At 64.4% G+C, this 21416-nt stretch carries 17 protein-coding genes; 5 read left to right on the top strand and 12 right to left on the bottom strand.

Translation table 11 applies throughout. From position 1 onward, the window contains the following. Window positions 1-97: 97 nt before the first annotated feature. A complete protein-coding gene (locus G3574_RS11955; RefSeq protein ID WP_163963335.1) occupies window positions 98-346 on the top strand; it encodes a DUF3297 family protein in 249 nt (82 codons plus the stop codon). Between the two features lie 456 nt (window positions 347-802). Here the strand turns inward: G3574_RS11955 and G3574_RS11950 are convergent, their stop codons facing one another. Beyond that, a complete protein-coding gene (locus tag G3574_RS11950; RefSeq protein ID WP_163963333.1) occupies window positions 803-2557 on the bottom strand; it encodes a carboxylesterase/lipase family protein in 1755 nt (584 codons plus the stop codon). A 313-nt stretch (window positions 2558-2870) separates the two neighbouring features. Here G3574_RS11950 and G3574_RS11945 point away from each other — a divergent pair, with 313 nt between their 5' ends. Beyond that, entirely contained in the window at window positions 2871-3803 is a 933-nt protein-coding gene (locus G3574_RS11945) for an endonuclease (protein ID WP_163963331.1), read from the top strand. A gap of 104 nt (window positions 3804-3907) precedes the next feature. Here the strand turns inward: G3574_RS11945 and G3574_RS11940 are convergent, their stop codons facing one another. From G3574_RS11940 to G3574_RS11890, 11 genes are all read right to left on the bottom strand, one after another. Continuing rightward, the gene (locus tag G3574_RS11940; protein WP_163963329.1) at window positions 3908-4894 is read right to left on the bottom strand and encodes a TRAP transporter substrate-binding protein; all 987 of its coding nucleotides are present in this window, start codon (window positions 4892-4894) and stop codon (window positions 3908-3910) included. 31 nt (window positions 4895-4925) lie between these two features. Then, on the bottom strand, window positions 4926-5810 hold the full coding sequence (locus G3574_RS11935; RefSeq protein WP_163963326.1) for a LysR family transcriptional regulator: 885 nt from the start codon (window positions 5808-5810) through the stop codon (window positions 4926-4928). A 22-nt stretch (window positions 5811-5832) separates the two neighbouring features. After that, window positions 5833-6969, bottom strand: coding sequence for an ABC transporter substrate-binding protein (locus G3574_RS11930; protein ID WP_163963324.1), 1137 nt, complete (start codon window positions 6967-6969; stop codon window positions 5833-5835). A 69-nt stretch (window positions 6970-7038) separates the two neighbouring features. Then, entirely contained in the window at window positions 7039-8322 is a 1284-nt protein-coding gene (gene eno / locus G3574_RS11925; RefSeq protein WP_163963321.1) for a phosphopyruvate hydratase, read from the bottom strand. Window positions 8323-8485: 163 nt separating this feature from the next. After that, window positions 8486-9340 carry a 3-deoxy-8-phosphooctulonate synthase gene (gene kdsA, locus G3574_RS11920; RefSeq protein ID WP_163963319.1) on the bottom strand — a complete coding sequence of 285 codons (855 nt, stop codon included), beginning with the start codon at window positions 9338-9340 and terminating at the stop codon, window positions 8486-8488. Beyond that, the gene (locus G3574_RS11915) at window positions 9337-10995 is read right to left on the bottom strand and encodes a CTP synthase (RefSeq protein WP_163963317.1); all 1659 of its coding nucleotides are present in this window, start codon (window positions 10993-10995) and stop codon (window positions 9337-9339) included. Before G3574_RS11915 ends, kdsA begins: the two co-directional genes overlap by 4 nt. Before the next feature lie 187 nt (window positions 10996-11182). Then, window positions 11183-11992: an alpha/beta fold hydrolase gene (locus G3574_RS11910; protein ID WP_163963315.1), complete on the bottom strand. Its 810-nt coding sequence runs from the start codon at window positions 11990-11992 to the stop codon at window positions 11183-11185. A 111-nt stretch (window positions 11993-12103) separates the two neighbouring features. Then, on the bottom strand, window positions 12104-14590 hold the full coding sequence (locus G3574_RS11905; RefSeq protein WP_163963313.1) for a DNA internalization-related competence protein ComEC/Rec2: 2487 nt from the start codon (window positions 14588-14590) through the stop codon (window positions 12104-12106). Window positions 14591-14614: 24 nt separating this feature from the next. Continuing rightward, the gene (locus tag G3574_RS11900; protein ID WP_163963311.1) at window positions 14615-15421 is read right to left on the bottom strand and encodes a TatD family hydrolase; all 807 of its coding nucleotides are present in this window, start codon (window positions 15419-15421) and stop codon (window positions 14615-14617) included. After that, window positions 15411-16106 carry a lipoprotein-releasing ABC transporter ATP-binding protein LolD gene (lolD, locus tag G3574_RS11895; RefSeq protein ID WP_163963387.1) on the bottom strand — a complete coding sequence of 232 codons (696 nt, stop codon included), beginning with the start codon at window positions 16104-16106 and terminating at the stop codon, window positions 15411-15413. Before lolD ends, G3574_RS11900 begins: the two co-directional genes overlap by 11 nt. Before the next feature lie 7 nt (window positions 16107-16113). Continuing rightward, window positions 16114-17379: a lipoprotein-releasing ABC transporter permease subunit gene (locus tag G3574_RS11890; protein ID WP_163963309.1), complete on the bottom strand. Its 1266-nt coding sequence runs from the start codon at window positions 17377-17379 to the stop codon at window positions 16114-16116. A gap of 89 nt (window positions 17380-17468) precedes the next feature. Here G3574_RS11890 and G3574_RS11885 point away from each other — a divergent pair, with 89 nt between their 5' ends. From G3574_RS11885 to prfB, 3 genes are all read left to right on the top strand, one after another. Further along, complete coding sequence (locus tag G3574_RS11885) at window positions 17469-18503, top strand: hypothetical protein (RefSeq protein ID WP_163963307.1); 1035 nt, start codon at window positions 17469-17471, stop codon at window positions 18501-18503. Further along, window positions 18500-20194 (top strand): single-stranded-DNA-specific exonuclease RecJ, encoded by a 1695-nt coding sequence (recJ, locus tag G3574_RS11880; RefSeq protein WP_163963305.1) that lies wholly within the window; start codon window positions 18500-18502, stop codon window positions 20192-20194. The genes G3574_RS11885 and recJ overlap by 4 nt, the downstream gene beginning before the upstream one ends. A 59-nt stretch (window positions 20195-20253) precedes the next feature. Beyond that, window positions 20254-21358, top strand: a protein-coding gene (gene prfB, locus G3574_RS11875) for a peptide chain release factor 2 (protein ID WP_163963303.1) whose coding sequence is annotated in 2 segments (ribosomal slippage) — window positions 20254-20334 and window positions 20336-21358 — 1104 coding nt in all. Because the reading frame shifts where the segments join, the coding sequence is not laid out codon by codon here. Window positions 21359-21416 lie beyond the last annotated feature (58 nt).

Genomic DNA, 21416 nt, shown 5'->3' with positions numbered 1-21416 from the left:
CCCTAGGCGCGATAGCAGAAACTCAAAAGCAGAGCAGCAAAGCATGCGACCGCTCGAAAATTGTTTCGCGCAGGAGAATGGTAGATAATTGCCGCCCATGAACGACACAACACAACTCCCCCCGTTTCCTGACCGTCTCTCGGTCGATCCGCGCAGCCCTTATTACAACGCGGCTGTCCTTGAGTACGATGTTGGTATCAATCTCGATGACAAGGAGCGCACTAATGTCGAGGAATATTGCATCAGCGAAGGTTGGATCAAGGTGGCGGCCGGCAAGGCGCGTGATCGCAAGGGCAATCCGATGACAATCAAGCTAAAAGGCAAGGTCGAGCCTTTTTATCGGTAACGGCTTATGGCTGGCGCAACCTAAGAAGGACTGGAAGACACCGTCTGCGATATGGAAGCAGGTGGTCAAGCAGTCCGCTATCGTTTACGGCGATGTCCGCATTCGGTGAAACCAACTGACTGGTTTGGGCCGGAAAGTCGCTTTGAATCAAACAAATGGAGAGGCCGGTACGCAAAAATTATCGGACATTAAAAAGCCATCTGTTGGTGATTGGCATGGCTGGCTGGATTCAGTCTAAACACCCGTTGTGGAAACTGTGGCGGGAAGTCGGTCAGTTGCAGTAAGAGGCAGCATCACTTTGGCGCGAAGCAACTTAACCACTTGATTCCCTGCCTTCCCAGTTGCGATTACCTAGACGCCCTACAGCAAGATGCAAACCAATCGCCCCAAACGAAAAAGGCCCGGTCATCGAGACCGGGCCTTTGCCTTGCACCATGACGTTGCCGCCGGCGTTGCTTACTCCGCAGCGACCGTCGCCTGGGTCAGGCTGGCGTCGAACCCCATCCGGCGGGGCGCGGTCGGCGTCCATTGGTCCCAGTTCGCGCCGAGGGCGGCGTTGTTGGGATTCCCGGTCCGGATGAATGCGGCGATGCTCTTCTGCATGACGTTGGAGAGCGCCAGCCTGCCCGGTTCATTCGCCTTGGTCCAGCCGAAGCTATCCAGGTTCAGGCCGAAATTGCCGAAGACGAAAGGCAGGTCCCCGGTATGCCATGCGCCGTACACGTCATTCCACGGCGCCGGCTGCTTATTCCATTTGAAGTCATAGGCATACACGGGCACCTGGGGATAATAGACCGTGCTCGTTGCGGTGCCGAGGCCGAGGAAGGTGGCGGTGGTGAGGCTCGGCGCGGGATCGATGCGGTTCGGGTTGTTATAGGTGTAGGCATTGTAGTTGTCCACCGTGAGCGGATTCACGATCGCTCTGTCGACGATATCCTCGAGCTTGAGGTTGGCCACCGTGCCGAGGTAGGTGCCATTCATCCACTTGATGCGCGTGTAGTCGTCGACCTTGAAGGCGGATGAAAACAGCTTGCCCTCCTCGGCCGTGTTGCCCGCGAGCTGGGGCACCTTGTTGAACTTGCCGCTCGAGATGGCCGTCGTCACGTTGCTGGGCACCACGGTGCCGTCCGCGATGGGGGCGACGGTGGCCCACAAGGTCGCGGTCGTCGAGCCCGGTTCGAAGGTACGCGAGCCGGTGCCCCACTTGCCGCCCGTCGGATCGACCTGGATGTTGTAGAGATCCGCGCTCGACTTGGACATGAGGTAATTCTTCAACCACGTATTGTCTTGCGCCGCCCGGTAGGCATCGGCGGAAGCCTTGTCCTTTGCGAGACCGTCCTTGATCAGCAAGGCATTGATGAACGCGTTCGCCTTGTTGACCGCCGTTGCCGTCGGACTGCCGCCGAGGCCGCCGCTCAGGGGAATCGCCTTGTGGAAGAGCCCCGCCGCCATCGGCGACACGATCAGGCCATGGACGTTCACCGCGCCGGCGGACTGGCCCATGATCGTCACGTTGTTCGGATCGCCGCCGAAGCTGGCGATGTTGTTCTTCACGAACTTCAAGGACTGGATCATGTCCAGAAGCGCGTAGTTTCCGGAATCCCTGACAGGATCACCGGTATTCAGGGCGGGATGGGCGAACCAGCCCAAGACGCCGAGGCGATAGCCGACGGTAACGACGATCGCGTTGGCATTGTTGGCCAGGTTGCCGCCGAGGTAGATCGGATCGAAGGAAGCGCCGACCACGTTGCTGCCGCCATGGATGAACACGATGACAGGCAGCTTCGTGCCGTCGTCGGTCTGCGGGCGCCAGATGTTCAGGTAAAGACAATCCTCGGAACCCACCGGCTTGTAGAAGGTTTCCGAAATGGCGCCATAGTCCTTGCCCTTGGGCGGCGGGCCAAACATGCCGCCGATCTGCGTGCAGGCACTGGCATATTCCTTGGCCGGCTTCACGCCGCTCCACGCATCGGGCGGCTGCGGCGGCTGCCAGCGCAGGTTGCCGACCGGCGGCTTGGCAAAGGGCACACCCAGCCAGGCCACGCTCTTGTCGCTCGGATTCATGACGCCTTCGACCTGGCCGAATTCGGTCGACCGGATAAGGGGAACGCCATCGGACGAGTCGTTGCCGCCGCATCCAGCCATTGCAAGCCCCAGGCTTGCCGATGCGGCCCATGCCAAGGCGACGCCATTCAGTCTCCGGATATTCATGTCTCACTCCTATTGTGTTTTGCGGGTACAGCGCTGCGGTTGGCATTCGTCCAGGAAAGCCAGGAAGAAAGGTTCAACAGGATCAACTTTCGACCATCGGGCGAAGGGGGTCAATGTGCTGGGTGCACACAAGCGCGGGGAGTAATATGTGAACAATGAATAGCCGCGGTGAATGAGGCGGGTTAGGCAGAACGGGTCCGGTCCCGGTGTATTGCCCGGAACCATCTACGTGCTATGCCCTCAAAGTGAAAGCCTGCCATCCCGCCTTTCCTGCCCCTTCGTTCACCGGCATTCTTAAAATTCAATCCACATCATGCAAACCCGCGTCAGTTCGCTAGGCTTACTGGTGCCGCAACCGAAGCCCCGCGCCAAGCCTTCGCCGGCCTGCGTCCGCGGCATCGACGCGGCAAGCCTGGAGGCGCTTCCGGCGGAAGCGGGAATCTATCGTTTCCTGGATGCGTCCGGCGCGCCCCTCTACATCGGCAAGAGCGTCAACATCCGTTCCCGCGTACAGGCTCACTTGCGAACGCCGCGCGAGAACGCCATGCTGCGCAAGACCCGGCAAGTCGATTTCATCCGCATGGCGGGCGAGACGGGAGCATTGCTGCTGGAATCGCAATTGATCAAGCAATGGCAGCCGCCTTGCAACGTGCTGCTGAAAACGGCGGCGCCCGCCTACGCCCTGTATCTGCCGAAGGGCAGCCTCCAGCCGCAGCTCGTGGATCATGACGACGCTGACCGGTATTCCGCCCATGGCCTGTTCGCATCCCGCAGGACCGCGGAAGCGGGATGGCGCGCCCAGGTGCGCCGGCACGGGCTCTGCCATGCCCTGCTCGGCATCGAAAACACCACGCACGGACGCGCGTGCTTTGCTCATCAACTCGGTCATTGCCGCGGCGCCTGCATCGGACTGGAGACCCGCATTGCACACACGCGGCGCGTGCACAAAGCCCTGAAGCAGCTGGACGACTATGCATGGCCGCACGCCGGTCCGATCGGCATCCTCGAGAGCGATGGAGAACTGACGCAAGTGCATGTCGTCGAGAACTGGGCCTACCTGGGAAGCCTGTCGGCATCGGTGCCGAGCTTGCGGCTACCACGCGGGAACAAGCTGGATGTCGATACCTTCAAGATTCTCTTTGCGCCGCTCGCCGCGGGATTGCTGGCACGGGTTGATCTGCAGATGAGCTGCGATGGACGTGGCGTGCGGCGATGTGCCTTTGCGTTTCCCGGGCAGGAGGGTTGAGGTGGAATGCGCGGCAGGCGACCAATTGCGCAGGACGTGAATCTGCTTGCATGCCCATGTCATTCCCGCATGCGCGGGAATGACACCTTTCCGGTTCGTACGACTTATCTTGCGCTGGCAATCGCAACCCGCGCCTGATTCACCAGATCCTCGCCGACCGTCTTGGCGTACTTGTCGAACACCGGCCTGGTCTTCTCGCGCAGCTTGGCCTCCTCTTCCCCCGTCAGGATGTTGACCTCGACACTCTGTGCCCGCAATTCCTTTGTTGCCGCCCGCAGTGCCAGCTCCCGCGCGAGCTTGCGCTGGAACACGCCGGCCTCGACCGCCGCGTCCTTGACGATCTGCTTTTCGTCCGCGCCGAGGGCGTTCCACCACCTGGCGCTGGCCAGCACGATGAACGGCGCGTACGCGTGATTGGTGAGCGTGACGTACTTCTGCACTTCGTAGAATTTCGTCGACATGATCAGCGCCAGCGGATTTTCCTGTCCGTCGACCGCCTTCGTTTCCAGCGCCTTGTAGACCTCGGTGAATGGCAGGGGAACGGTCTCCGCGCCGAGCGCCTTGAACGTGTCCGAGTAGATCGGATTGGGAATGACGCGCAACTTCAGGCCCTGGATGTCGGACGCCTTGTCCACCTTGTGCCTGGAGTTGGTCAGCTGGCGGAAACCGTTTTCCCAGTAAGCCAATCCCACGACGCCGGACTTGCCCAGCTTGTCGAACAGCTGCTGTCCGACCTTGCCGTCGAGCACGGCATCAACTTCCTTGAAGTTCGAGAACAGGAAGGGCAGGTCGAACAAGCCGTATTCCTTGACCGATCCGGCGAGGATCGCCGTGGAGCCGAACATCATGTCCTGCTTTCCGGACTGCAGCGATGCCAGCAGTTGCTGTTCCGAGCCCATCTTGCCGTTGGAACCGATGTTGATGGTGAGCCTTCCCTTGCTCCTGCTCTTTACGATGTCGGCGAAGCGCTGCGCGGCCTGGCCTGCGGGATGGTCGTCCGCGGCGATATGGCCGAAGCTCGCCTCGGCCGCAAGGGCCAGGTTCGACATCATGAACGCGGCAATCAATACACAGGTTTTCAGTTTGAACATTATCGTCTCCCAGTGGCGCAGGTTACGTGGCTCATTGGACGTTGCGCCAGACATCCAACACGGATTGATGCAATGCCTCGACCAGCACGTCATCCTGCTTGTGCTTCATGAAGATGAAGGAAAGCGGACAGAGGCGCACCGTGCCCGGCCAGGTCACGAGCAGTCCCTGCGCCTCGGCGTCGCGGGCGATGTCTTCGCGCAGCAGGCACAGGCCCACTCCCTGGATCACGAGATTGCGCATGGTCGATTCCTGGTCCGCCTCCACGACGGTCGTTACCGTGCAGTTCTGTTCTTCCGACATCTGCTTGACGAGCCTGTGCTGCGAGCTGTGCAGCGGCGTGCCGATCCACGGCATATGCATGATGGTCTTCCAGCTCGCGGCCGCGATCTCCGCTTTCCACGAGGCGGGCGCCGCGACCTGGTACGTCAGGATGGAAAGCTCGGTGGCATGGATCGCCGGATCGGCCACCTCGCCGAGATAAAACCCCGCGTCCAGCTCGCCGGCGCGAATGAGCTCGAGGATCCATCCCGAGATGCCGTGGGTGAGCTTGACATCGATCCTCGGATGCAGGTTGAGCAACCGGCCGAGCGTGTTTCCGAGCCGCAGAAATTCCGGATCGATGATCGTTCCCAAGCGGATGGTGCCGGCCTTCTGGCCCTGCAACCCTTTTGCCATCCTGACGAGTTCAAGGGCATCCGCCAGGGTCTTTTCGGCTTGCGGCAGCAGCAGTTCGCCTGCCTTGGTGAGCGGGCTGCCGGTCGGCGTGCGCACGAACAGGGCCACCCCGAGTTCTTCTTCCAGCGCGCGGATCTGCTTGCTCACGGCCGGTTGGCTGATATGCAATTTCTCCGCAGCTTTGGTCAGGTGGCCGGTCTTCGCCACGGCCAGGAAGGTGCGCAATTGATAAATTTCCATCTGTCTCGCCTCGCCGGAAAGTTCACCGGATCAAGTTACCCGATTTGGACAAGACTGTCAGCTCGGTGAAACTGCTTCCGGTTCGCCACCGTGGCCCGAGCCGTACGTAGAAGCCGCCGAGATCGAGTTCGCCGGCCTCGTTCAAGGCCTTGAGCACGCCGGCACGGTCCGCTTTCGGGCCAGCCCGGCGCAGCGCCTGGACGAATACCTTGGCGTTGACATAGCCTTCGAGGCTGAAGTAATCCGGTTTCGCGGAAGGCGCATATTGCTTCAGCAGCTTGCGATATTCACGCACGAGCGGGACGGAATCGCTGTACGGAAAAGGAAACACCTGGGAAAAGCCGATGCCCTGGGCGGCTTTCATGCCGACCCGGTCGAGCACTTCCTGGTAGCTGACCACCGACATGGCAAAGATCGGACTGTAGGGCTGCGCAAGCCTGTGAACCCGGATGAACTCGAACGCAGGCTCGCCGACCGCGACGAGGATGACGGCATCATGCCTGGCCCGCGCCAGCGCGCGCGACACTGTCTCCACCGAGCTCTTGAAGGCGGCGGCATCCGAACGGTAGGCAAACGCATCGATCACGGCGCCGTTCTTCCCCAGCGCGGCGCGGGCGGCATCCAGCCCGGCCTTGCCGAAGGCATCATCCGCATGCACGAGCGCGATGCTGCGGTAACCCAGGCCAAGCACCTGTTCGACCAGCGCCGCGACCTCGACGGCATAGGGCGTACGCACGTGGAAGATGTTCTCGGCGCCCTGGACGCCTTCCGCGCCGGTGAGCGTGCCAACCAGCGCGATTCCCTCCTGCCCGAGCAGCCGGGAGTGCATCAGCGCGAGGGTATTCGCCGTGCCGCGGTAGCCGAGCAGGGCGATGGGCTGGCGCGTCTCCAGCAAGCTGCGGGTGAGACGCACCGTCTCGCTGTCGCGGTAGCCGTCATCCAGCGTCACCAGCCGGATCGGCTTGCCATGCACGCCGCCGGTTGCGTTCACATGGTCGAAGTAGACTTGCTGCCCCAGCGCCAGGCCCCTGCCCAGCTCAGGACCGTTCGTGCCCGACAGGCTGGTGACCTGGCCGACGATCCAGCTATCGGCCGCACCCGCGGCCAGCGCGATGAATGCGAGCGCGGACAGCGCGGCTTTCAGCCAGGATGCAGGCATGTCGTGATCTCCATTGTTATCGATGTTGGCTGGCGTTTATCCCCCGGAATGACGGAGCGTGACGCACGACTACGACTGCCCGCCAAACGCGCCGCGACCCGGATAGCTGGCGATGTCGCCGAGGTCTTCCTCGATGCGCAGCAGCTGGTTGTACTTGGCCATGCGGTCCGAACGCGACATCGATCCCGTCTTGATCTGCAGCGCGTTCATGCCCACCGCGATGTCCGCGATCGTCGAGTCTTCCGTCTCGCCCGAACGGTGCGAGATCACCGCCGTGTAGCCCGCCCGCTTGGCCATCTCGATCGCCGCGAAGGTCTCGGTCAGCGTGCCGATCTGGTTGATCTTGATGAGGATGGAATTGGCAATGTGTTTCTGGATGCCTTCGCGCAGGATCTTGGTGTTGGTCACGAACAAATCGTCCCCCACCAGCTGCACCTTCTTGCCCAGCGCATTGGTCAGCGTCGCCCAGCCATCCCAGTCGTTCTCGGCCATGCCGTCCTCGATGGAGATGATCGGGTACTTGTCGCACCAGGTCGCCAGCAGGTTGGTGAAGTCGCCCGAGCTCAGCGACAGTCCTTCGCCGCTCAGCACGTACTTGCCTTCCTTGTAGAACTCGGAGGCCGCGCAGTCCAGGCCCAGCGCGATCTGCGTGCCCGGCTCGTAGCCGGCCTGTTCGATGGCTTGCAGGATCAGCTTGATGGCATCCTCGTGGTTGGCCACGGAAGGCGCGAAGCCGCCTTCGTCGCCCACGGCGGTGGTCAGGCCCTTGTCGTGCAGGATCTTCTTGAGGGTGTGGAACACCTCGGCGCCATAGCGGATGGCTTCGCGGAAGGACGGCGCGCCCACCGGGATGATCATGAATTCCTGCAGATCGAGGTTGTTGTCGGCATGCGCGCCGCCGTTGATGACGTTCATCATCGGCACCGGCATCTGCATGGCGCCGGAGCCGCCGAAGTAGCGGTACAACGGCAGGCCGGATTCTTCCGCGGCGGCCTTGGCCACGGCCATGGAGACGGCCAGGGTGGCGTTGGCGCCGAGGCGGGCCTTGTTTTCGGTGCCGTCGAGGTCGATCAGGGTGCGGTCGAGGAAGGCCTGTTCATTGGCGTCCAGGCCCATGATGGCTTCGGAGATCTCGGTGTTGATGTTCTCGCAGGCCTTGAGCACGCCCTTGCCGAGGTAGCGGCTCTTGTCGCCGTCGCGCAGCTCGATGGCTTCGCGCGAGCCGGTGGAGGCGCCGGAGGGCACGGCGGCGCGGCCCATGACGCCGGACTCGAGCAGGACGTCGCATTCCACGGTCGGGTTGCCGCGCGAGTCGATCACTTCACGGCCAATGATGTCTACGATGGCACTCATTTGTTATTCTCCAAAACAATGAAAATTCGGTTGTCGTTCCTGCGGCATCGCGGTTGCCACGGCCAGCCGTCGCACTGATGTCGTCATCCCCGCGAAGGCGGGGATCCCATTTCCATGGCTGCGCTCCAGCAGGCCATGCCGGCGGACCAGTGTCCGCCCATCTTCACGAAAAATTCGCTTCCAGGAAACCGGCCTTCTTCACCGCGCGGTCGAGCTCGACCAGCGTCGAAAGCAGTTCCTTCATGCGCGCCAGCGGAACGGCGTTGGGGCCGTCGGACTTGGCTTCGGCGGGATTGGGATGGGTTTCCATGAACAGGCCGGAAATGCCTGTCGCCACCGCCGCGCGCGCGAGAACCGGAACGAACTCGCGCTGGCCGCCGGACGAAGTGCCCTGTCCGCCGGGGAGCTGCACCGAGTGCGTCGCGTCGAAGACGACCGGACAACCCGTCTCGCGCATGATCGCGAGGGAGCGCATGTCGGACACGAGGTTGTTGTAGCCGAACGAGACGCCGCGTTCGCAGGCCATGAAGTTGTCCTGTTCAAGGCCAACTTCCTGCGCTGCGGCACGGGCCTTGTCGATCACGTTCTTCATGTCGTGCGGCGCGAGGAACTGGCCCTTCTTGATGTTCACCGGCTTGCCCGACTGGGCGCAGGCACGAATGAAATCGGTCTGCCGGCACAGGAAGGCCGGCGTCTGCAGCACGTCGACGACTTCGGCGACCGGCTTGATCTCGTCGGTTTCATGCACATCGGTGAGCACCGGCACGCCGACCTGCTTGCGGACCTCGGCCAGGATCTCGAGGCCCTTCGCCATGCCCAGCCCGCGGAAGGAAGACCCGGACGAGCGGTTCGCCTTGTCGAAGGACGACTTGTAGATGAAGGGAATGCCCAGGCCGGACGTGATTTCCTTGAGCTGTCCGGCGGTATCCAGGGCCATGGCCAGCGATTCGATGACGCAGGGGCCGGCGATCAGGAAGAACGGCTTGTCGAGCCCGGCGTCGAATCCGCAAAGCTTCATGCTGCCTTCCTCTCGGCGCTGGCCTGCTTGTGGGCGAGCGCCGCCTTGATGTAGGAGATGAACAGCGGATGTCCATCGCGCGGGGTCGACTTGAATTCCGGGTGATACTGCACGCCGACATACCAGGGATGGCCGTTCTCGCCATTGCGCGGCAGTTCCATGATCTCGCACAGGCCTTCGGTCGGCGTACGCGCCGAAACCACGAGGCCGGCGTCTTCCACGCGCGGCAGGTAGTGGTTGTTGGCTTCGTAGCGGTGGCGGTGACGCTCGGTAACCGCCTCGCCGTAGATGTCGGCGGCGATGGTGTTCGGCTTGACCGCGCAGGTCTGCGCGCCGAGGCGCATCGTTCCGCCGAGGTCGGAGTTGACGTCGCGGCGTTCAACCTTGCCGTCATGGTTCTGCCACTCGGTGATCAGCGCGACGACGGGATGCGGCGTGTCCGGATTGAACTCGGTCGAGTTGGCGTCCGACAGGCCCGCGCGGTGGCGCGCGAATTCGATCAGGGCCACCTGCATGCCGAGGCAGATGCCGAGGTAGGGAACACCATGCTCGCGGGCATAGCGCGCCGCCATGATCTTCCCTTCCACGCCGCGCTTGCCGAAGCCGCCCGGGACGAGGATGGCGTCATACTTGGCGAGGCTGCCCGGACCGCTGGCTTCGATTTCCTCGGAATCGAGGTATTCGATGTTGACCCGGCTCTCGGTATGGATACCGGCGTGGCGCAAGGCCTCGGTCAGCGACTTGTAGGACTCGGTCAGGTCGACGTACTTGCCCACCATGCCGATCGTGACTTCCGCCTTGGGATGTTCGAGCGCATAGACGAGCTTGTTCCAGACGGAGAGGTCGGCCGGCTTCGGCGACAGGCCGAGCTTGTCGCAGACGATCTTGTCGAGTCCTTGGTCGTGCAGCATCTGGGGGATCTTGTAGATGGTGTCCGCGTCCCAGACGGAGATGACGGCGTCTTCCTGCACGTTCGAGAACAGGGAAATCTTGGCCCGCTCGTCGTCCGGGATGCGGCGGTCGGCGCGGCAGAGCAGCGCGTCGGGCGAAATGCCGATCTCGCGCAGCTTCTGCACGCTGTGCTGCGTGGGCTTGGTCTTCAGTTCGCCGGCGGATGCGATGAAGGGCACCAGTGTCAGGTGGACGAAGGCGGTCTCGTTGCGGCCGGCGCGCAGGCTGAGCTGGCGCGCGGCTTCGAGGAAGGGCAGCGATTCGATGTCGCCGACCGTGCCGCCGATTTCCACGAGTGCCACGTCGAAGCCTTCGGCGCCGCGGTGGATGTAGTCCTGGATTTCATTGGTGATGTGCGGGATGACCTGCACCGTCTTGCCGAGGTATTCGCCGCGGCGCTCCTTGCGGATCACGGATTCGTAGATCTGGCCGGTGGTGAAGTTGTTCACCTTCTTCATCTTCGCGGTGATGAAGCGCTCGTAGTGGCCGAGATCGAGGTCGGTTTCCGCGCCGTCATCGGTGACGAAGACTTCGCCATGCTGGAAAGGACTCATCGTGCCCGGGTCCACGTTGATGTACGGGTCGAGCTTGATCAGGGTGACTTTGAGGCCGCGCGATTCGAGGATGGCGGCCAGGGATGCGGCGGCGATCCCCTTGCCCAGGGATGACACGACGCCGCCAGTGACAAATACAAACTTGGTCATTGCTGAATGTGCCGAACGGCACTTGCGGGAAATTCAAATTATACCGCAAACCGATCCGTCACCATCCATTCCCCGTGTTATCCGGCATCGGTTTGCGAACTTTCAAGCCCGGTGCGGCGATGGCCGCATTCGCGCAAGGCGGATGGGAAAGCTGGCGGCGGAAAAAGTTCGGCGGAACCGGAAAGTTTCAATCCTTGGGGCCATGTTGCAGCAGCGACCCGATCATGGAATGCACCGCGCGGGCGGTTTCGGCCGGCGCTTCCATCGGCACCAGGTGCCCGCCCTTGATCTGGACGAAATGCCGGCCGACGAGCCGCCGGGTCGCGCCGAGGCCGGCCTGGCGACACTCCACCGAATCCGTGCCGCCGACGAAGCCGACCGGCACGGGAAAGCCGGGGCGGGCAAGCCTGCCGACATGATGCGGGAGGGTACGGTAAACCGCGGTCTCGATCTCCGGGCGGAAACGGAGCCTGACCCCTTCTTCGCGCGCCACGAGGCCATGCTCCATGTAGTCCTGCAGCACGCCCGGCGCCCAGGCGGCAAACATGGGCTTGCTGGTGAAATGGGCATGGGCGGCTTGGGCGTCCGGCCAGAGGTTGCGGCGCTTCACCGAAAATTTTGCCGGCGACACATGGATGTCCAGGCCGGTGCGCTTGGCGGCGCGCAACACGAGGGCGCGCCAGCCCGCCACCACCGGTGAATCGACCAGCACCACGCAGCGCACCAGGTCGGGCCGCGCCTTCGCCGCCATCAGGCTGAGCATGCCGCCCAGGGAATGTCCGACGAGGATGACCGGCTTGTCGTAGCGCCGCGCGAGATCGTCCTCCAGTTCCTTCACCAGCCCGGGCCAGCCATCGCTCACCGGGTAGCGCGGATCGTGCGCATGGATGGGCAAGGCCTGGACCCGGTAATGCTTTTCCAGATGCTGGAAAAACACGCGGTAGGTACCTGCCGGAAAACTGTTGGCGTGGGCAAAGTGAAGATCGGGCTTGGACATGCAGGCGAAAGCGTCAAAAAGCTTGAAGACGAGGAATCCAGCATTGTAAATGAGTTCAACTTTGCCCCGGGTCGGCTTGGGCGGATGCCTTGACCATGTCAGCGAGCCGCCTCACCTTCCCTGCCAGTAGCGGGCATGCTCGACGCGCTCCGCGCTCGCCGACCAGTCCTGCGCGAACACGAGCGTCACCGCGCCCGTTACGTCCGTGCGCATGCGCTGGACCCCGAGGCGGCCGTAGCGCTCGAAGACTTCCGCCTTCGGATGGTGATAGCGGTTGCGGTATCCGGCCTGGAAGATGGCGAGCTCGGGATGCACCGCGCGCAGGAAGGCCTCGGTGGAAGAGGTGCCGCTGCCGTGATGCGGCGCCAGCAGCACCGTGGCCGGGAGATCCGCCGCGCGCGCGCCGAGCAGCTCGCGTTCCTGCGGCGCTTCGATGTCCCCGGTCAGCAGCAGCGCATGCGTACCGTGCGTCAGCTTGAGCGTGCAGCTGCGCGCGTTCGGTTTCCACTTGGGGTTGTCATAGCTGCCGGGGGTGGGATGCAGCATCGACATGCGCGTGCCATCCCAGTCCCAAGCCTGTCCCGCTTCGCAGCGGACATGGCGCGGTGCGCGCCTGACGAGGGCATGATCCGGCGGCAGCGACGACGACAGCCAGCCGACGCGAATCTCGTCGAGGATGGAAGACGCGCCGCCGGTATGGTCGGCGTCGCTGTGCGACAGCACCATGCCATCGAGCGACTGGATGCCGCGGGCGCGCAGATAGGGCAGGATCACCCGGCTGCCGCCGTCGGAGTCGGGGCCGTAGAGCGGCCCGGCATCGTAGAGCAAGGCATGCCCGGGCGTCTCGATGAGAACGGCGGCGCCCTGCCCCACGTCGAAGAAAGTCGCCCACAGTTCGCCCTCCGCCGGGTGGGCGGGCGCGTTCAGGAGCATCGGCAGCAAGCCACCCGCTCCCAGCCAGCGCGCCGGCCAGCCGGCTGGCGCGAGCATCCAGAGGCAGCCGGCCAGCGCCGCGGCGAACATCCACCACGCCGGCAGCGCGGTGCTCCAGACCGCTTGCGGCAGGCTGCTCAGCCAGCCCAGGCAGGCGGCGAGGCCCGCCACCAGTCCATGCGCCGCGAGCAGCGCCGCCTGGCCGAGCGGTGCGGGCAGGATGCTTCCCGCCAGGGACAAGGGCGTGACGACAAAGCTGACCAAGGGAATGGCGAACGCGTTGGCGACGGGGCTGATCAGCGATACCTGTCCGAACAGCAGCAGGGTGAGCGGCACCATGCCGAGGGTGACGACCGCCTGGACATGGGCCGCCGCGCGCAACTGCCGCGCGATGCCGCCAAGGCGCGACTGCGCCGGTCCGGGCGCGATCCGCCCGGCGCTCGCGTAGAGGATGATCGCCACCGCGCCGAAGGAAAGCCAGAATCCCGGCCAGAGCACCGCCCAGGGATCGAGCAGCAGCACCACGGCGAGCGCGAGGCAAAGCACGTCGATCACCTGAGTCAGGCGCCCGGTCCACAAGGCCAGCCCGACCACGCCTAGCATGTACAAGGTGCGCTGCGCCGGAACGCCGAAGCCCGCCAGCAGCACGTAGACCAGCGCCGTCAGCATGCCGGCCAGGGCCGCCGCCTGCTGGGCAGGCAGCCGTACCGGCAAGGCAAGCCCGGTGAAGAACGACCTGCGCCAGAGCGCGGAGACCAGGGCAGCCATCATGCCGGCAACCATGGTGATATGCAGGCCGGAAATCGAGACGAGGTGGCCGATGCCGGTGCGGTTGAAGATCTTCCAGTCCGGCTGGCTGATCTCGCGCTGGTCGCCGATCACCAGCGCGACGATGACGCCGGCGTATTCGCGGCCGGGCAAGGCGGCATGGATGCGGTCGCGCAGCCAGCCGCGGCACCGCTCCACCACGTGGCCAGGGGCGACGACGAAAGCATCCAGCCGCCTGTTCGCCGCGCCGGGCCGGACGCTGCCGGTGGCGCGCAATCCCTGTTCGAGCAGCCAGACCTCGTAATCGAAGCCAAAGGGATTGACGTTGCCGTGCGGCCGCTTCAGGCGCACCGCAAGCTGCCAGCGCTCGCCGGGCCGCAGGTCAGGCACGGCTTGCCCGTCCTTGCCGCGCTGCATGCCATAGCTGCCATACCAGGAGAGAGCGAGGTGGCGCGGGACGACCGCCGGTCCGGCATCGGCCTGCGCCGACTCTACGGCGAACTGGAAGCGCAGGCCGTCCTGGCTGCGGGAAGGCAGGCTGGAAACGGTGCCGGTCAGCGTGATGTCGCGTCCCTCCCATTCGGGGGGCAAGGCATCGCCCAGGGCGTATTGCGCGACCAGGCATGCCCAGCACAAGCCGGCCGCGATTCCGGCCAGCAGGCAGGCGATCGCCTTCGGAAATGCCCGGCGCCAGTCGAGGCCAGAGGCAACGATGGCATCGCCGGAATCCTGGACGGAGTTCGCGTCATTGGCGTCATGCCGTTCGAGCCGGCGCATGAGCATCATCCCCGCGACGCCGAAGACGAGGAAAGCGGCAAGCATCCAAGCTGGCGGCAGCGCTGGCAATGTTTGCAAAATGACAACGCCAATGGCGAAGCCGAGCAGGACGAGACGCATCGCGGTGTTGTAGGCGTTAAACGATCAGAGGGAGGTTGGAGAACCGGGCAGGCGGCGAAGCGCGCTGCGCGCGTTGGCGCTCGTGAGGCCGGCAAGGTCGGCTGGCAGCATGCCGCGCAGCGCGGCGAGCGTTTCGCCGATGCGCGGCAGATGTTCCGGGCTGTTGCGCCCGGGATGGACCCAGACCGGCGAAATGTCCGGCGAGTCGGTTTCGAGCACGAGGGCGTCGACCGGCAGTTCGGCGGCGAGGCGCCTGATCTGCAGGGCACGCGGGAATGTCATGGCGCCGCCGAAACCCAGCTTGAAGCCGAGGCGGATGAACTCTTCCGCCTGCTGGAAGCTGCCATTGAAGGCGTGGGCGATGCCTTGCCTGACCTCGATGCGCCGCAGGTGCTTGAGCACGATGTCCTGCGACCGGCGCACATGCAGCAGGACCGGCAGGTCGAATTCGCGCGCGATCCTGAGTTGCTCGCCGTAGAAGCGTTCCTGTTTCGCGCGCAGGCTGTCTTCCTTGAGCGCAGGGATGAAGAAATCCAGTCCGATCTCGCCGATACCGATGAAGCGCGGATCGCCAAGCGCGTCGCGCACCGTCTGGCGCAGCAGGTCGAGATCGTCGTCGTCAGCCTGCGGCACGAAGATGGGATGGATGCCGAGCGCATAGGTGCAGTTTGCCTGGGCGTGGGCGATCTTCCTGACGGTATCGAAGTTGAAGCTGGCGATTGCCGGGATGACGATGCATGCCACTCCGCCCTCCGCGGCGCGGGCCGCGACCTGGGGGATCTCGTCGCCGAATTCGGCGGCGTCGAGGTGGCAATGCGTGTCAATCCACATAAGGATGCAAGCCCTCCTCCGTCAGGCGCAGCACGCGGTCGCAATGGCGCGCGAGTTCGATGTCGTGGGTCACGATCACGAAGGCGGTTCCCAGCGTGCGTGAGAGTTCGAGCATGAGGTCGAAGGTCTTGTGGGCGGTGACGCGGTCGAGGTTGCCGGTAGGCTCGTCCGCCAGCACGCAGGCGGGCTGGGTCACGAGCGCGCGTGCGAGCGCCACCCGCTGCCGCTCGCCGCCGGACAATTCTCCCGGCACATGGGTGACCCGTGCAGCCAGGCCAACGCGTTCCAGCACGGCCTGCGCGGCCTTGTGCGCGTCCGCACGCACGACGCGGCGGATCATGAGCGGCATCGCGACGTTGTCGAGCGCCGAAAACTCGGGCAGCAGGTGGTGGAACTGGTAGACGAATCCGAGGGACGCGTTGCGCACATCGCCCCTCTCCTTCTCGCTGAGGCCGGCGAAATCGCGGCCCAGCAGGCTGACCGATCCGGACGTCGGCACATCCAAGCCGCCAAGCAGGTGCAGCAACGTGGACTTGCCCGAGCCCGACGCCCCGACGATCGCGACGCGCTCGCCGCGCCGGATCTGGAAATCGATTCCGCGCAACACGTTGACGGAATACTTTCCCTGGGTGAAGGTCTTGCCCAGGCCCTTGCACTCCAGGACGACGGATTCGCCTTGCGCCATCGTCGGCTCACTCATAGCGCAGGGCCTCCGCCGGACGGACGTTCGCGGCGCGCCAGCTCGGATAAAGCGTGGCGACGAAAGCCAGGATGACGGCGACGATGCTGATGGTCCAGACGTCGGGCCAGCGCAGGTCGGAGGGCAAGGCGGTGATCAGGTAGATCTCCTTGGACAGGAATTGCACGCCCAGCAGGTGTTCGATGAAGGGCACGATCACGTCGATGTTGAGCGCCACGAGAATGCCGAGGCCGATGCCGATGGCAGTGCCGAGCAGGCCCACGAGCGCGCCCTGGATCATGAAGATCTTCATGATGGAACGCGGCGCGGCGCCGAGCGTGCGCAGGATCGCGATGTCGGCCTGCTTGTCGGTCACGGTCATGACCAGCGTGGACACCAGGTTGAAGGCGGCGACCGCGATGATGAGCGTGAGGATGATGAACATCATGCGCTTTTCGGTCTGCACCGCGGCAAACCAGGTCTTGTTTTGCTTCGACCAGTCGAGGAGGTACAGGTTGCCGCTGAGCGTGCGCGAGAGGTCGAGCGCCACCTGCGGCGCGCGCTGCATGTCGGCGATGCGCAGGCGCAGTCCCGACGGCGCATCCAGCCGGTAGAGGCGCATCGCATCCTCGATGTGGATGAAGGCGAGGCCGGAATCGTATTCGTTGTGGCCGGCCTCGAAGATGGCGCCGACGGTGAACATGCGGTTGCGCGGCAGGACGCCGGCGGGCGTCACCTGGCCTTCCGCGGCCCAGAGCATGACCTTGTCGCCGACCCGGGCGTTCAGTCCGCGGGCCAGGTCGCGACCGAGGATGATGTTGTACTCGCCCGCCTGCAGGCTGTCGAAGCGTCCCTCTCGGATCTGCTTGGAGATGTCGGAGACCTTGGGCTCTTCCTGCGGCAGGATGCCGCGTATCATCACGCCGCGCATGGTGCCTTCGCGGGTCAGCATGGCTTGCGCGGCGACATACGGCGCCGCGCCCCTGACCTCGGGATTCTGCATGGCTTCGCGGGCGGTCGCCTGCCAGTCGGGCATGGCGCCGGCGGCGTCGTAGATTTCGATGTGCGACAGGACCGACAGCATGCGGTCCCGGACTTCCTTCTGGAAGCCGTTCATCACCGACAGCACCACGATCAGCGCCGCCACGCCGAGCGCGATGCCCGCCATGGAAATCAGCGAAATGAACGAGATGAAGCTGTTGCGGCCGTTGCGCTTGCCGGCGCGCGTGTAGCGCATGCCGACCAGCCACTCGAACGGCAAGTTCTTGAAATTGCTCAAATTGACTCCTTGATGCCCCGCCGTTGGCCTGGATGGCGGGACGGTCCGCGATGCAGCCCGCAGTTTGCCATATGGCCTACAATCGCGCCATGAGCCAACTCGACCTGCTGATTCCTTTCGCCCTGCCACCCGCCGAACTTGCCGCCGACCTGTTCAAGCAGGCCGGCACGCCTGCCCTCGCCACCCTGCTTGCGCAGGGCAAAACCACGCGCGCCGCGCACGATGGATTCCGCCGCACACTGCCGCACGAGGACTGGCTGGCGCTCGCCTTCGGCATGCAGGCGGAAAGCAGCCCGGCCGTTGCGCCCGCCTGGATGCGTGCACTGGGGCACGATCCTGCCGGCGGCATGTGGTATGCGCTGCAGCCGGTGCACATCCACATCGCGCGCGACCATCTGCTGCTGACCGATCCATCCCAACTCGCGCTCGACGAAGGGGAAAGCCTAGCTTTGTTCGAAATCGCCCGCGGCTTGTTCCATGAAGCCGGGCAAGAACTGATCTACGGCAACCCGGGCACCTGGTTCTTGCGCGCCGACGGATGGCTGGATCTCCTCACTTCATCGCCCGACGCGGCCGCCGGGCACAACATTGACATCTGGATGCCGTCCGGTCCAGGCGACCGCGCCTGGCGCAAGGTGCAGAATGAAGTGCAGATGCACTGGTTCGACCATGGCATCAATGCCACCCGCGAGCAGCAGGGCCGGCAGCCGGTGAATTCGCTCTGGCTCTGGGGCGGGGGCAAGGCCGGCGCCACCACGGGCGACATGCCTTACGGCATGGTCGGCAACGCAAGGGGCTGGATGGCGGCCTGCGCGACCCGGGCGGACACGGCGCGCACGCTGGCCGGCGCCTCCGACCTCGTCGATCCGCCGGAACGGACCCTCGTCATCCTCGACAAGCTGATGCGCCCGGCGCTGGCCAGCGACTGGGGGGCCTGGCTCGATGCCCTGCGGGATCTTGAAAGCGCCTGGTTCGCTCCGATCTTGAACATGCTGAAGCAGGGCCGCATTAGCCATGCCAGGCTGATATTGACGAACGACTCACGCTCGGCGGAATTTGCCCTGACCCGCCATTCCCTGCGAAAATTCTGGGTCAAGCCATCGCTCTCGCCGCTCCTTCCATGACCAGAATCACTACCCGCCAGTTTTCCTTCCGCGCCGCGGAAATGTTGCGCCAGCAAGGCATCCACCCAGTGCTGGCGCGGCTGTACGCGGCGCGCGGCCTGGCGGACGCGAGCGAACTGTCGAGCGAACTCAACGCACTCATTGCACCTGCGCAACTCAAGCACATCGACGCCGCCGCCGTCTTCCTCGCCGATGCGATCGACGCCCGGCGCAAGCTGGTCATCGTCGCTGACTATGACTGCGACGGCGCCACCGCCTGCGCCGTCGCCCTGCGCGGCCTGCGGGCACTGGGGGCGAAGGTCGACTTCATCGTGCCCAACCGCTTCGAGTACGGCTATGGCCTCACGCCGGAAATCGTCGAACTCACCGTGCGCGAGAAATCGCCAGACATCATCGTCACCGTGGACAACGGCATTGCCAGCATCGACGGGGTCGACGAAGCGAAGCGGCGCGGCATCGAGGTGGTGGTGACCGATCACCACCTGCCCGGCGACCGGCTGCCTGACGCGCGGGTGATCGTCAACCCGAACCAGCCGGAATGCGGGTTTCCCAGCAAGAACCTCGCCGGCGTGGGCGTGATGTTCTACGTGCTGCTGGCGCTGCGCGCCGAGATGCGCCGCCGCGGCGTCTTCACCGCCGAGACCCAGCCGAAGCTGGACGCCCTGCTCGACCTGGTGGCGCTGGGAACGGTGGCCGACGTGGTCAAGCTCGACAACAACAACCGCATCCTGGTGGCCCAGGGCCTCAAGCGCATGCGCGCCGGCCGCATGCACGCCGGCATCGCGGCGCTGTTCCGCGCCGCCGGCCGGGAAGCACGCCGCGCCACGCCCTTCGACCTCGGCTTCGCACTCGGCCCCCGGCTCAATGCCGCCGGAAGGCTGGCCGACATGTCGCTCGGCATCGAATGCCTCACCACCGACGACGAGGGCCGCGCCTGGGCCATCGCCCAGCAGCTCGACCAGATCAACCGCGACCGGCGCGACATCGAGGCCGACATGCAGGACACCGCCCTGGCATTGCTCGACAGCTACGATCCGGCAAACAAGGCCACGATCAGCGTCTTCGACGACAGCTGGCACCAGGGCGTGATCGGCATCGTCGCCTCCCGCCTCAAGGACAAGTTCTACCGCCCGACGATCACCTTCGCCCCCGGCGGCGACGGCCTCATCAAGGGCTCCGGCCGGTCGATCGCCGGCTTCCACCTGCGCGACGCCCTCGACCTGGTGTCGAAGCAGGCGCCCGGCCTCATCACCAAGTTCGGCGGCCACGCGATGGCGGCGGGACTGACCCTCCGGGCGGACGCTTTCGAGGCCTTCGAACGCGCCTTCGAGGAAGTCGGCCGCGCCTGGCTGACCCAGAGCCAGCTCGAGCGCATCGTCGAGACCGACGGACCGCTCGAGGAAGCGTATTTCAGCACCCAGTTCATCGCCCTGCTCGATGGCCAAGTCTGGGGCCAGGGCTTCGCGCCGCCGGTGTTCTGCGACGAATTCCGGGTGCTCAACCAGCGCATCCTGAAGGACAGGCACCTCAAGCTCAGCCTGGAAAAGAACGGCCAGCGCTACGACGCCATCTGGTTCGGCCACATCGACACCCTGCCCGACCGCGCCACCGTCGCCTACCGTCTCGACGCCAACGAGTACAACGGCGTGACCCGGGTGCAGTTGCTGGTTGAGCATGCGCAAGGCGCGTAGCGCCTAGTCGGCTGCTATAATGTCCGGTTTGATCGCACCCACCGCACACTGGATTCATCATGGAAGCCGAACGCCTCAACGCCCTCTCCTCCCTGCTCGCGGACCTCTCCGGCCGCGAGTCCGAACTTCGGAGGTATCTTTGACTTCGATGTGAAGTCGGAGAAACTCGAACAAGTCAACGGCGAACTCGAAGACCCGAACGTCTGGAACGACCCCAAGCGGGCCCAGGACCTCGGCAAGGAAAAGAAATCCCTCGAGGCCATCGTCAATTCCCTCACCAGCATCCGCACCGAACTCGCCGACGCCAGCGATCTTTTCGCCATGGCGCGCGAGGAGAACGATGACGACACCATCGTTGCCATCGAGCAGGATGCGGAACGCCTCAAGGGCGAAGTCGAGGGCATGGAATTCCGCCGGATGTTTTCCAACCCGATGGATCCCAACAATTGCTTCATCGACATCCAGGCCGGCGCGGGAGGCACCGAGGCCCAGGACTGGGCTTCGATGCTCATGCGGCAATACCTCCGCTACTGCGAGCGCAAGGGTTTCAAGACCGAACTCCTGGAAATCTCCGAGGGTGAAGTCGCGGGCATCAAGACGGCCACCATCAAGGTGGAAGGCGAATACGCCTACGGCTTCCTACGCACCGAGAGCGGCGTCCACCGCTTGGTGCGCAAGTCCCCCTTCGACTCCGCCAATGGCCGCCACACTTCGTTTTCCTCGGTGTTCGTGTATCCCGAGGTCGACGAGTCGATCGAAATCGACATCAATCCGGCGGACGTGCGCACCGATACCTTCCGCGCTTCCGGCGCCGGCGGCCAGCACATCAACAAGACCGACTCCGCGGTGCGCCTGACGCACGCGCCCTCGGGCATCGTCGTGCAATGCCAGAACGACCGGAGCCAGCACCGCAACCGGGCCGAAGCCTGGGCCATGCTGAAGTCCCGCCTCTACGAACTGGAACTGCGCAAGCGCATGAGCGAGCAGCAGAAGATGGAGGACGCCAAGACCGACATCGGCTGGGGCCACCAGATCCGCTCCTACGTGCTCGACCAGTCCCGCATCAAGGACCTGCGCACCAACCATGAAGTCGGCAACACCAAGGCCGTGCTAGACGGCGATCTCGACGACTTCATCGCGGCGTCGCTCAAGCAAGGCGTCTGAGCGGCGCACCGCGTCAGCAAGGCTAACCAGATACGGCATCCCGTTCCGCATGCCCTGC

It is taken from the genome of Noviherbaspirillum galbum (assembly GCF_010974945.1).
Lineage (GTDB): Bacteria > Pseudomonadota > Gammaproteobacteria > Burkholderiales > Burkholderiaceae_D > Noviherbaspirillum > Noviherbaspirillum galbum.
Note: the sequence above shows the minus strand (reverse complement) of the source record. Positions and strands in the feature narration are given on the sequence as shown.

Bases quoted from the DNA above. Each gene is read 5' to 3' on its own strand.
- G3574_RS11950 (WP_163963333.1), bottom strand. From the start codon at position 2,557: ATGAATATCCGGAGACTGAATGGCGTCGCCTTGGCATGGGCCGCATCG.
- G3574_RS11955 (WP_163963335.1), top strand. From the start codon at position 98: ATGAACGACACAACACAACTCCCCCCGTTTCCTGACCGTCTCTCGGTC.
- G3574_RS11910 (WP_163963315.1), bottom strand. From the start codon at position 11,992: ATGTCCAAGCCCGATCTTCACTTTGCCCACGCCAACAGTTTTCCGGCA.
- kdsA (WP_163963319.1), bottom strand. From the start codon at position 9,340: ATGAAGCTTTGCGGATTCGACGCCGGGCTCGACAAGCCGTTCTTCCTG.
- G3574_RS11940 (WP_163963329.1), bottom strand. From the start codon at position 4,894: ATGTTCAAACTGAAAACCTGTGTATTGATTGCCGCGTTCATGATGTCG.
- eno (WP_163963321.1), bottom strand. From the start codon at position 8,322: ATGAGTGCCATCGTAGACATCATTGGCCGTGAAGTGATCGACTCGCGC.
- G3574_RS11885 (WP_163963307.1), top strand. From the start codon at position 17,469: ATGAGCCAACTCGACCTGCTGATTCCTTTCGCCCTGCCACCCGCCGAA.
- G3574_RS11905 (WP_163963313.1), bottom strand. From the start codon at position 14,590: ATGCGTCTCGTCCTGCTCGGCTTCGCCATTGGCGTTGTCATTTTGCAA.
- lolD (WP_163963387.1), bottom strand. From the start codon at position 16,106: ATGGCGCAAGGCGAATCCGTCGTCCTGGAGTGCAAGGGCCTGGGCAAG.
- G3574_RS11900 (WP_163963311.1), bottom strand. From the start codon at position 15,421: ATGTGGATTGACACGCATTGCCACCTCGACGCCGCCGAATTCGGCGAC.
- G3574_RS11930 (WP_163963324.1), bottom strand. From the start codon at position 6,969: ATGCCTGCATCCTGGCTGAAAGCCGCGCTGTCCGCGCTCGCATTCATC.
- G3574_RS11935 (WP_163963326.1), bottom strand. From the start codon at position 5,810: ATGGAAATTTATCAATTGCGCACCTTCCTGGCCGTGGCGAAGACCGGC.
- G3574_RS11915 (WP_163963317.1), bottom strand. From the start codon at position 10,995: ATGACCAAGTTTGTATTTGTCACTGGCGGCGTCGTGTCATCCCTGGGC.
- recJ (WP_163963305.1), top strand. From the start codon at position 18,500: ATGACCAGAATCACTACCCGCCAGTTTTCCTTCCGCGCCGCGGAAATG.
- G3574_RS11945 (WP_163963331.1), top strand. From the start codon at position 2,871: ATGCAAACCCGCGTCAGTTCGCTAGGCTTACTGGTGCCGCAACCGAAG.